The organism is Burkholderia sp. 3C (assembly GCF_054589155.1).
This window is the reverse complement of sequence record NZ_BAAILN010000044.1, coordinates 193,563-205,031: the sequence shown is the minus strand read 5'-3', so window position 1 is coordinate 205,031 and position 11,469 is coordinate 193,563. Positions and strand designations below refer to the sequence as shown.

Here is an 11,469-nt window from a genome sequence, read left to right as displayed (position 1 = left end):
CTGCGCTCGGCGGTGGCGATCGACGTGGCGATCGCCTCGGCGCTGTCGCACGACGCCAGCCCGCTCGCGACGCGCTGGCTGGCGCGGCAATACGCGAGCCGTCTCGCGCGCCCGGCCGATTCGCAACTGACGCTCGCGCTGGCCGAGGGCGACACCGCCACCATGCAGCGGCTGGTCGACCAGCGCGGCTCGCGGCTGCCGATCGACGGGCGCATCGATGCGCTGCTCGCGCTCGACCGCCCGGGCGAAGCCGAACAGCTCGCGTTCGACGGCCTGGCCGGCGCGCCGCGCAACGCCTTGCTGCACGAGCGCCTGGTCGATACCGCGATGGCGTGGCCGCAATCGCTCAGTACGGGCGTCGAAAGCCAGGTCGAGCATCCGCTCGATACCGTCGAGCACCGGATCGGCGGCAGCGTGAAGATCGGCGACAACCTGATGGTGGGCGTGACCGCGCTGGAGCGCTTCCAGCGCAGCGCCGATCAAACCCAGTTGGTGAACGTGCCGGGCGTGGACCGCTCGGTCGATGTCCACCTGCGCCGCCAGACGCGCAACACCGCGGTGCAGTTGACGCTGGGGCGGCGCGAGGGCCTCGACAGTTTCAACACGGTCAGCGTGTCGGGCGAACTCGGCCGCAATTCGCCGGTGGGGCTGACGGGCAGCATCGGACGCAACCAGCGGGCCACCGAATCGCAGTTGCTGTCGGTGGGCGGCATGAAGGACAACCTGATCGGCGGCGCGCGCTGGACCATCTCGCAGCGCCTGCTGGTGACGGGCAGCGTGGAAGCGGACCGCTTCTACAGCCAGGCGCGCAATTTTCTGGGCAGCGGCGTGCTGACTTCGGGCGAAATCGAATACAAGCTGCGCCTGGATTACCCGGATTTCACGCTGCGACTGAGCGGTGCGCGCGGCCGATACTCGGCCACCGGCACCGCGGACCCGTTGCTCGCGCGGCTGTCGCCGGTCGCGCTCGGGCCGCTGACCGCCGCCGGCGCGATGCCGCCGACCTATGCGCAGTACGGGCTCTCGTTCGGCTTCGGCACCGATCTGCTCGATCGCTACACGCATCGCTGGCGGCCGTTCCTCGATATCGGCATCGTGCACGACTCGGTGCAGGGCTGGGGGCCGCAGATCACGGCGGGCGCGGCCGGCAGCGTGTTCGGCGGCGATCACGCGGTGTTCTATCTGGAGCGCGAAAGCGTGTCCCAGGCCGGCTCGGAACCGGTGACGGTGATCGGCGGGCGCTACAGCTGGTTCTATTGACGCGTGCGCCGGCCTGGGCCGTGCGCGCCGAACGAATGACGACATGAACGAAGGAGCAGGGCAATGAGTGGAATGGAACGAAGCAAGCGGGCCCTCTCGTGGTGCGCGGCGGCGGCCACGGCAACGCTGCTGCTGGCGGGCTGCGGCACGCTGAAGGGCACCGCCGCGCCGGCGCTGCAGGCGCACGATGCGGTGGCGGTCGGGGCGATCGCGAACTACACCGAAACGCCGTCGGCCGGCCAGAGCGCGGCGTCGATCGCGGCCAACGTGCTGCGCGCGGACGGCCTCGCGGACGTGCGCTTCGCGCCGGACGACGCGGGTTCGAGCGCGCTGTTCGATACCGCGCAGCGCAGCGACGGCCAGCAGAAGCTGGCGTGGGCGCAGTCGCAGCAAATTCGCTACGTGCTGTCCGGCTCGGTCGAGGAATGGCGCTATAAAACCGGCGTGGACGGCGAGCCGGTGGTCGGCCTGACGTTCGAGCTGACCGACGTGAACACCGGCAAGGTGGTCTGGAGCGCCACCGGCACGCGCAACGGCTGGAGCCGTTCGAGCCTCGCGGGCGTGGCCACCGGGCTGATCGCGAAGGTGCTCGCGCCGCTCGCGCCGCGCCGTTGAGGCTGGGCCGCCACGCGTTCGCCCTCGCGCTTCCGAACTCATGAAAAGGAACCGGCCGTGAATCCCGCCGCGATGCAATCCGCCGCCGACGCGTCGAAGACGCGCAGCTCCAACGCGCTCGGCCGTCTCGGTCCGATGCGCCGGTTTATCGCGCCGGCCGTCGCGCGGCCGTTCGCGATCGTCGAGGCCGCCGTGTTCGTCGCGCTGGTGCTGGCCGTGAGCCGCCTGTGCTCGCCGCACGATCCGCTGCTGTTGCAGGCGGGCTTCCCGTGGTTGTGGTTCGCGCCGATGATCGTCGCGCTGCGATACGGCACGCTGCTCGGGCTGTTCGGCGGCGCGCTGATGGTGGCGGCCTGGAAGCTCGGTTATCCGCCGGGCGCGCCGTGGCCCGTGATGATGTTCGCGGGCGGCCTGCTGCAGACGGTGATCGCCGGCCATTTCGGCGACACCTGGGGTCATCGGGCGCGGCGCGCCTCGACCATCAACGACTATCTGAACGAACGGCTGGTCGCGATCACCAACAGCCACTACCTGATGCGCCTGTCGCACGAGCGGCTCGAAAAGGATCTGCTGTCGAAGCCCACCACGCTGCGCGACTCGATCACCGAACTGCGGCGCCTGTCGGTCAGCGCCGAGCCGCGAGGCCCGGCCGAGGCGCCCGCGCCGCTGCGCGCGCTGCCGTCGGTGGCGGGGATGCTCGAATTCGTGGCGCAGGTGTGCCAGATCGAGATCGGCGCGGTGTTTCCGGTGCGCGACGACCGGCCCGGGACCGAGGCGGTGGCGCATGTCGGCGACGCGTTCTCGCTGGTCGCGAGCGACGATCTGGTGCTGCACGCGCTGCGCACCAAGAGCGTCGCGCACTTGCGCGGCGAAAGCGCCGACATCGCGCAGACCGATTACCTGGTGTGCGCGCCGCTGGTGAGCGCCGACGGCGAGGTGATCGCGCTGCTGGTGGTGCGGCGCATGCCGTTCCTGTCGCTGAACTTCGACAGCCTGCAACTGCTGCTGGTGCTGCTCGCGTATTACGCCGACGGCGTCGAGCATGCGAGCGTGGTGCGCGGCATTCTCGCCGACGTGCCGGGATGCCCGTACGACTTCGCGCTCGATCTCGGCCGCCTCTCGCGCTTGCAGCGCGACGCGGGCATTGCGTCGTCGCTGGTGGCGCTGGCGTTTCCGCGCGGCGAGGAGGGCGATTCGCTGTTCGAGCACGTGCTGCGCCGCCGCCGCGCGCTCGACCTGATGTGGCCGCTGCAGACCGCCTCGCATTCGGTGCTGGTGAACCTGATGCCGGCCACCGATACGACCGGCGTCGACGGCTACCTGGCGCGGATCGAAAACAGTCTCGACGCGCAGTTCGGGCTCGACATGGAACGCGCGCACATCGGCGTGCACACGCTGCACCTGGGCGCGCTCGAACCGGGCGCGGCCTTGCAGCGCCTGCTCAAGCGCAGCGGCGCCGATGTCTAAGCCCGCCGCCTTCGTCGCCTTGGTCGCCTTCCTCGCAGGCGTGCTGCGCGCGCTGGCTTGCCTGCTGGTGGAGGCGCTCGCCTGGTGGGCGTGCGAGCGGGCCGGCGCGCACCTCGATCCGTTCCTGGCCGGCCTCGCGTTGCAGGCGCTCGCCGCCGCCGTGCAGGCCTGGCTGTTGCGCCCGATCCTGCCGGCGCGCTACCGCGAGCCGCGCCGCGCGACGCTCTGGCTGCTGTGGGCGCTGCTGATGTTCATGCCGCTCGTGGGCGGCCTGCTGGTGCTCGCGAGCTGCGCCTGGGCGGCGTGGTTTCCGGCCGAGCGCGAGAACGATCGGCTGGCCGAGGTGGGGCGCCCCGAGTTCATCACGCACCTGGTGTCGCGCGTCGCGCACGGCGGCGGCGCGCGCTTGCAGGCGCGGCTCGTCAACACGCAGGTGTCGTCCACCGACCGGCTGACCGCGCTGGTGGCGATCCAGAGCATGCCGACCCGCACCACCGGCAGCCTGCTGCGCGAATTGCTGGCCGATCCGGTGGAGGACGTGCGGCTGATCGCGTATGGCACGCTCGATCACGCCGAGAACGAGATCATGCAGAAGATCTACGCGATGGGGCAGGCGCTTGCGAAAGCCGCAACGGATGCCGAGCGCTACGCGCTGAACCGGCAGCTTGCCGAACTGTATTTCGAACTGATCTACCAGAGCCTCGTGCAGGGCGCGGTATACCGGCACACGCTGGCGCAGGCCGAACGGTACGCGCGCGCCGCGCTCGAGGTGGACGAGCGCGACGCCGCGCTGTGGCTGATCCTCGGCCGCCTCGCGCTCGCCGAGGGCCGCCCCGACGATGCGGGCGTGGCGATGGCGCGCGCGCTCGAACTCGGTTTTCCGCGCGAGCGCCTGACGCCGTGGCTTGCCGAGGTCGCGTTCCTGCGCGGCGATTACGCGCTCACGCGCGAGCTGCTCGCCTCGCTCGGCAACGCCGCGGTGCTGCCCACGCTCAAACCGATTGTTACCTACTGGTCCCGATGAATCCGTCCCTGAACCGGCGCGCCGCCGATGCCGATGTCTGCCTGCTGCTGGAGGGCACGTTCCCGTTCGTGCGCGGCGGCGTGTCGAGCTGGGTCAACGAGATGCTGCGCGCGTATCCGCACCTGCGCTTCGCCGTGGTGTTCATCGGCAGCCGCGAGGAGGATTACCAGGGCGCCGCGTATGCGCTGCCCGACAACGTCGTGCATTTCGAGGCGCATTACCTGTACGCGACGGCCGCCAGCGTCGAGCACAAGCCGCGCGAGGTCGCGGGCGACCCGGCCGCGTTCGCGCAATCGGCGCGGCTGCACGAGGCGCTGCGCGGCGCAAACGGCCGTCAGGGCGCGGGCGGCGACAGCAGCACGAGCGTGGCCGCGTTGATGGCGCAGATGGCGCCCACGCTCGGCGCGCACGGCATGCTCAACGAGAAGCAGTTCTCGACCAGCCGCGCCGCCTGGGATTTCATCGTCGATCAGTACGAGCGGCACTGCACGGACCCGTCGTTTACCGATTACTTCTGGACCGTGCGGATCATGCACAAGCCGCTGTGGCAACTGGCGAACGTGGCCGAGCAACTGCCGCCGGCGCGCGTGTATCACACGGTGTCCACCGGTTACGCCGGCTTTCTCGGCACGCTGCTGCACTACCGCAGCGGGCGGCCGCTGCTGGTGTCCGAACACGGCATCTATACGAAGGAACGCAAGATCGATCTGTTGCAGAGCCAGTGGATTCGCGACAATCGCGGCGCGTTCGAGCGCGACATCTCGCGCATCAGCTACTTCCGCGAGCTGTGGGTGCGCTTCTTCGAGGCGCTCGGCCGGCTCGCGTACGACGCCGCCGACGAGATCGTCGCGCTGTACGAAGCGAACCGGCTGCGCCAGATCGCCGACGGCGCGCCCGCCGCGAAAACCCGCAGCATTCCCAACGGTGTCGATGTGGCGGCGCTCGCGCCGCTGGTCGAGCGACGCATCGACGGGCCGCGCCGCGTGGTCGCGCTGATCGGCCGGGTGGTGCCGATCAAGGACATCAAGACCTTCATTCGCGCGATGTTCGTCGCGTCGCACAGCATGCCGGACATCGAAGGCTGGATCGTCGGCCCGGAGGAGGAAGATCCGGGCTACGCGCTCGAATGCCGCGCGCTGGTCGAGAGCCTGGGGCTGGCCTCGCGCGTGAAGTTTCTCGGCTTTCAGCGCATCGATGCGGTGCTGCCGAAGGTCGATCTGATCGCGCTGTCGTCGATCAGCGAGGCCTTGCCGCTGGTGGTGCTGGAGGGCTTCGCGGCCGGGGTGCCGTCGATCACCACCGATGTCGGCTCGTGCCGCCAGTTGATCGAGGGCTACGGCGACGAGGATCGCGCGCTCGGCAGCGCCGGCGCGGTCGTGCCGATCGCCGATCCGGCGCAATTCGCGCGGGCCGCGCTGGCGCTGCTCGATGACGACACGCGCTGGCGCGCCGCACAGCAGGCCGGCCTCGCGCGCGTGCGCCGCTACTACACCAAGGCGCAGATGACGGACCGCTACGCCGCGCTCTACACCCAGCTTGCCGCCGCGCCCGATGCGCGGCCGGCGGCGGGCGCGGCGGACGCAATGGGCGGTTGCCCGGTGCCGCATGGCGCCAAGCCCGCGAAGGAGACTCGCTGATGGCCGGGATCGGTTTCGAGTTGCGCAAGATCCTGCGCAAGGACAGCTTGTTCGGCGCCGCGCGCGCCTATGCGTACGCGGGCCTGATCAGCTCGGGGCCGCTGATTTTGTCGATCTTCGGCATTCTGCTGATCGGCGTGATGAGCCTGGCGGTGGTGATCCCGAAGTTCGCGATCGTGCAGTTCCAGGTGTCGGTCACTTACCTGATCGCATTGAGCCTGATCCTCACGGGGCCGTTGCAGCTCGCGTTCACGCGCTTCATCTCGGATCGCCTGTTCGAAAAGCGCGACGATCTCGTGCTGTCGAACTACAACGGCGTGGTGCTGGTGACGACGCTGGCCGCCGGGCTGTTCGCCAGCGTCGCGATGGCGCTCGGCTTTCGCGGCGAGACGCTCGCCTATCGCGTGCTGATGGTGGTGGGCTTCGTGGTGTTGAGCAACATCTGGATCTCGGTGATCTTCCTGTCGAGCGTCAAGCAGTACCGGCAGATTCTCTACACGTTCATGGTCGGCTACGGCTGCACGGTGGGGTTCGCGCTGTTGCTGAACCGGCACGGGCTGGCCGGCCTGCTGGGCGGCTTCGTCGCCGGGCACGTGGTGCTGCTGGCCGGCCTGTCGGGGCTGATCTACCGCGGCTATCGCGGCGGCCGGCTGATCTCGTTCGAGGCGTTCGACCGGCGCTTCGCGTATCCGTCGCTCGCGATGGTCGGCTTTCTGTTCAACCTCGGCGTGTGGATCGACAAGTTCATGTTCTGGTATTCGGCCGGCACCAGCGCGCCGGTGATCGGGCCGCTGCGCGCGTCGGTGATCTACGACATGCCGGTGTTCATCTCCTACGTGTGCGTGATGCCGGGCATGGCGGCGTTCCTGGTGCGTATCGAAACCGATTTCGTCGAGTACTACGATGCGTTCTACGACGCGGTGCGCAAGGGCGCGACGCTGCGCCATATCAACGACATGCGCGACATGATGGTGAGCAGCGTGCGCTCGGGCCTGTACGAGATCGTCAAGATCCAGGCGATCGTGTTGCTGCTGATCGTGGCGTTCGGCAGCAACCTGCTGCAGGCGCTGCACATTTCCACGCTCTACATGCCGCTGCTGACCGTCGACGCGATCGCGGCCAGCCTGCAGGTGGTGCTGCTCGGCCTGCTGAACGTGTTCTTCTATCTCGATGCGCGCGGCACGGTGCTGCGCCTGTGCGCGGCCTTCGCGCTGCTGAACGGGGTGCTCACCTGGGTCACGCTGCAGATGAGCCCGAACGCGTACGGCTACGGTTTCGCGGCCACCTTGCTGGTGCTCGTGGTGGTGGCGGTGCTGGTGCTCGACCGCAAGTTCTCGCGGCTCGAATACGAAACCTACATGCTGCACAACTGAGCGCGGGGCGGGTGAGGCCCGCCGCCGCGCGCGCGTGCGCCGCCCTTACTTGACCTTCCCGCTATCGAGCTTCTTGCCGGTATCGGCGTTGAAGCGCTCGACGTATTCCTCGATCAGCTTGCGCAGCGCGCGGCCGATCTGGCGATAGTCGGATTCGTTCAGGTTCGCGAGCGACACGCGCCCCGACGGGTGCGCGGTGCCGAAGCCGCGCCCCGGCAGCAGCACCACGCGCGCGTCGCTGGCGAGCCGGAACAGCAGATCCGACGGCTCGGTATTCTTGAACAGCCAATCCACGAACTCGCGGCCGAACGCCTGCTCGCCGAGGAATTCGAGATCGAGGATGGTGTAGTAGTCGACCTGGTTCGGATCGTCGTCGGCGAACGAAATGCCCACTTCCTCGTACAGCGCGCGCTTGCGGCTGCGGATCAGGCGCTTCAGCGCGTTCTTGTAGGCGTCGGGCGTATCCATCAGCGAGAACAGCGAGAACAGCACCATCTGCACCTGCTGCGGCGTCGACAGGCCCGCCGTGTGATTGAGCGCCACGGTGCGGCTGTCGGCCACCAGCCGGTCGATGAACTTCAGCGAATCGGGGTCGGTCGTGATCGATTCGTAGCGCGTGTGCAGCTCGCGCTTGACCGCCTTCGGCAGTTCGCCGATCAGGCGATCGAGCACGTTGTCGCGATGCGTGGCGATGGTGCCGAGCCGCCAGCCGGTCGCGCCGAAATACTTCGAGTACGAATACACGAGGATCGTGTTCTTCGGCGCGAGCGCGAACAGCGACACGAAATCGTCGGCGAAGGTGCCGTACACGTCGTCGGTCAGCAGGATCAGGTCGGGCCGCGCCTCGACGATTTCCGCGAGGTAGCGCAGGCTCTCGTCGCTGATCTTCACCGAGGGCGGATTGCTCGGGTTGACGAGGAAGAAGGCCTTCACCTTCGGGTCGCGCAGCTTGTCGAGTTCCGCGTTCGAGTATTGCCAGTTGTTCTCGACCGACGCATTGAGATGCAGGACGTTCAACTGGTAATCGTTGAGCTTCGGAATCTCGATGTACGGCGTGAAGATCGGCATGCCCAGCGCGATCGTGTCGCCGGGCTGGATCAGCCGGTTTTCGCGCATCGTGTTGAAGATGTAGGTCATCGCGGCGGTGCCGCCTTCCACCGCGAACACGTCGAACTCGCCCACGAACGGATGCTTGCCAATCATCTCGCGGCGCAGATACTGCCCGACGATCTGCTCGGACAAACTCAGCATGCGGTCCGGCACCGGGTAGTTCGAGCCGAGGATGCCCTCGCACATCTCGTACAGGAAATCGCTGGCGGACAGGCCGAGCTGATCGCGCACGTACGACACGGCACCGCGCAGGAAGCCGATGCCGGGCTTGTCCTTTTCCTCGCGCAGAAACAGCTCGAAGCGCTCCACGATGCCGTCGCGCTGCGGAAAGCCGCCCACGCCCTCCGGCATGTAGGCGAACGAGCGCTCGGATTCGCGCATCGCGAACAGGCCGAGCTGCCAGAAGCCGTGACGCGGAATGGTGGCGAGGAAGTTCGGATTGCCGCGCCCGGCGTTGAGCATCGCGGTGTTGGCGGGGCGTTCGACGGCGGCGCCGCCGGCCGCCTTGATCAGTTCGTCCTTCAGTTCGAACGGGCTCAGTGCCGCGAGCTTTGCCCGGTCGTCGGATTTGCGCTTGTCTTTGGCCATGATAAGGACTCCATCGTGAATGGTCGCTCGTGGTCGCTTGTGGTCGCTTCGGTAGCGGCCGGCGCGACACACGTTGCGGGAAGATGAAAACCGGACGCGCCGGAAAAGGTGAACGGTAGCGCGCCGCGCTACACCAGCCCCACCACCAGCGGGCCGAGCAGTGTCAGCAGCACGTTCGCCACGGCGTAGGTGATGGCGAACGGCACGGTGGGCACAGCGCTCTCGGCCTTGTCGAGAATCCCGCCGAAGGCCGGGTTCGCGCTGCGCGAGCCGCTCAGTGCGCCGGCCAGGATCGCCGCGTTCCGGTAGCGCAGCACGTAGCGCCCGAACAGCATGGTCAGCAGCAGCGGGAACAGCGTGACGAACACGCCGAGCAGGAAGATCGTCACGCCGCTTTCCTTCACGGTGGCCACGGCGCGCAGCCCCGAATTGAGCCCGACCACCGCGACGAACACGGCCAGCCCGAAATCCTGCAGCAGCCGCGACGCGGCCGACGGCATCACGCCGTACATCGGATGCTTGCCGCGCATCCAGCCGAACAGCAGCCCCGCGAGCAGGCAGCCGCCGCCGGAGCCGAGCGTGAGCGGCACGCCGCCCACGTTCGCGACGATCAGCCCGAGCAGCAGCCCCACCACCAGGCCCACGCTCATGTAGATGAAATCGGTCTTGTTGGTGTAGGGCAGTTCGTAGCCGGCCGCATCGACGGCGCGCTTGGTGTCGCCCGGCGAGCCGTAGAAGGTCACGACGTCGCCGTGCAGCAGCTCCGTGTCGGGCAGCAGCGGCAGGGGCTGGCCCGCGCGCGTGACGGCCGAGACGAACACGCCGTGGCGCAGCTCGCGGTCGACGTTGGCGCGCACCGCGGCGATCGTCGTGTGATTCATGCCGCGGCGCGTGAACACGCCCTGGCGTGTCTGCATCACCACGCCGAAGCCGTCGGCGTCGGCGCCGGCCAGCTCCTCGCCGATGGTGCCGGCCGCATCGATGATGCCCTCGCGCCGGCCTACCAGCAGCACCACGTCGCCGGCTTGCAGCGCGAGGTCCGGCCGCGGTTCGAGCGCCTTGCCGTCGCGCCGGATCTTCTCGATGGTGAGCAGATCGCGATGCTCGACCTCGATCGCCTGCACGGTGCGCCCGGCGGCGGCGCGCACGCGATAGACGCGGCCGACCAGTTCGGGCAGCGCGGCCACCTGGCCGGCGGCGGGGGCGGCGTGGCCGCCGGCCAACTCGCGCTCGGCATCGAGCGCGGCCTCGCGCAGGCCCTGGCCCATGAATTTCGGCAGCACGTTCACGCACACGATGATCGCGCCGAGCGAGCCGAACACGTAGGTCACCGCGTAGGCGATCGCGACATCGGCCTGCATCGATTTGACCTGATCGGCCGGCAGGCCGAGCCGCGCGATCGCGTCGCCGGCCGTGCCGATGATCGCGGATTGCGTGAGCGCCCCGCCGGCGAGCCCCGCCGCGAGGCCCTTGTTCAGATGGAACAGCTTCGCGCAGACCAGCACGGTCAGCAGCGCCGACACGGCCAGGAACAGCGCCATCGCGATCTCGCGCAGCGAATTGCGATTCAGCGAATTGAAGAAGCCCGGCCCGGAGTCGTAGCCCACCGCGTAGATGAACACCGCGAACATCACCGACTTGATGCCGTCGTCCACGGTCACGCCGGCCTGGCTGATCACCACCGCGGCCAGCAAGGAGCCGCCCACGCCGCCGAGCTGGAACTTGCCGAAGTTGATCTGCCCGACGAAGTAGCCGACGGCCAGCGAAAGGAATAATGCGATCTCGGGAGATTTTTGAAAAATGTCGTGTAACCAAGTCATCGGAACCTCGCGTGCTTGAAATAATTACCAGAACATTCGATGTTTCGCCGGCTGCGGCATGGACGGCTTGCTGACGCAGGATAGCCGTAAATCGGGGCCTGTTTATTATCAATTCGCTTTCGTGACGGCATGTATTTCACGGCGGCGGCGCGGGCGGCGTAGGCGTCGTGGGCATTCGCAAGTCATTGCAGTAAAACGAGAAAAATAATGTGCGCCAGGGCGCTTGGCGGATCAAGTTTCAGGAACGTGCCGATATCGATTTTTCTTTAAGTTATGCGTTTATCGAGGCGAAAGTTTGAATGGTTGAAATGGTTGGTGGTGCGTGCGCCGTTAATCCTGGTTTTGGCATGACACGTATGCACCGGGAATCGTGGCGGCAGGTTGGGTCAAGTCAATACCGGCAGGTCAGCGGCATTGGCGAGTTGAAACGGTGATCGCGCTTCGGTCGGGGGCGAACGGTGTGCTCGCCGGCATCGGTGCGACCGATTCGCCTGCCGCCCAGGATGAGCAGGCAGCCAGGCATCAATTTGCTATCCTCCACGGGGTTCGTTTTTCGCGACCCGCCGCCGCGCCGA

7 protein-coding genes and 1 pseudogene are annotated in these 11,469 nt (G+C 67.8%); 6 read left to right on the top strand and 2 right to left on the bottom strand.

All coding sequences use genetic code 11. From position 1 onward, the window contains the following. The 6 genes and pseudogenes from ACYP33_RS07330 to pelG all read left to right on the top strand — a co-directional run. Nucleotides 1-1,260: pseudogene (locus ACYP33_RS07330) on the top strand (tetratricopeptide repeat protein); the annotation flags it as partial. A gap of 72 nt (nucleotides 1,261-1,332) precedes the next feature. Then, entirely contained in the window at nucleotides 1,333-1,875 is a 543-nt protein-coding gene (locus ACYP33_RS07325) for a penicillin-binding protein activator LpoB (protein WP_414444422.1), read from the top strand. Between the two features lie 57 nt (nucleotides 1,876-1,932). Then, nucleotides 1,933-3,342 (top strand): PelD GGDEF domain-containing protein, encoded by a 1,410-nt coding sequence (locus tag ACYP33_RS07320; RefSeq protein WP_459620694.1) that lies wholly within the window; start codon nucleotides 1,933-1,935, stop codon nucleotides 3,340-3,342. Further along, nucleotides 3,335-4,366: a tetratricopeptide repeat protein gene (locus tag ACYP33_RS07315; RefSeq protein WP_459620692.1), complete on the top strand. Its 1,032-nt coding sequence runs from the start codon at nucleotides 3,335-3,337 to the stop codon at nucleotides 4,364-4,366. The genes ACYP33_RS07320 and ACYP33_RS07315 overlap by 8 nt, the downstream gene beginning before the upstream one ends. Then, complete coding sequence (pelF, locus tag ACYP33_RS07310) at nucleotides 4,363-6,003, top strand: GT4 family glycosyltransferase PelF (protein WP_459620691.1); 1,641 nt, start codon at nucleotides 4,363-4,365, stop codon at nucleotides 6,001-6,003. Before ACYP33_RS07315 ends, pelF begins: the two co-directional genes overlap by 4 nt. Then, on the top strand, nucleotides 6,003-7,376 hold the full coding sequence (gene pelG, locus ACYP33_RS07305) for an exopolysaccharide Pel transporter PelG (RefSeq protein WP_459620689.1): 1,374 nt from the start codon (nucleotides 6,003-6,005) through the stop codon (nucleotides 7,374-7,376). The genes pelF and pelG overlap by 1 nt, the downstream gene beginning before the upstream one ends. A 45-nt stretch (nucleotides 7,377-7,421) precedes the next feature. On the opposite strand, the gene ACYP33_RS07300 is transcribed toward pelG, so the two are convergent. Next, nucleotides 7,422-9,074 (bottom strand): bifunctional aspartate transaminase/aspartate 4-decarboxylase, encoded by a 1,653-nt coding sequence (locus ACYP33_RS07300; protein ID WP_459620687.1) that lies wholly within the window; start codon nucleotides 9,072-9,074, stop codon nucleotides 7,422-7,424. Between the two features lie 128 nt (nucleotides 9,075-9,202). Continuing rightward, entirely contained in the window at nucleotides 9,203-10,894 is a 1,692-nt protein-coding gene (aspT, locus tag ACYP33_RS07295) for an aspartate-alanine antiporter (protein ID WP_459620685.1), read from the bottom strand. Between the last annotated feature and the right edge of the window lie 575 nt (nucleotides 10,895-11,469).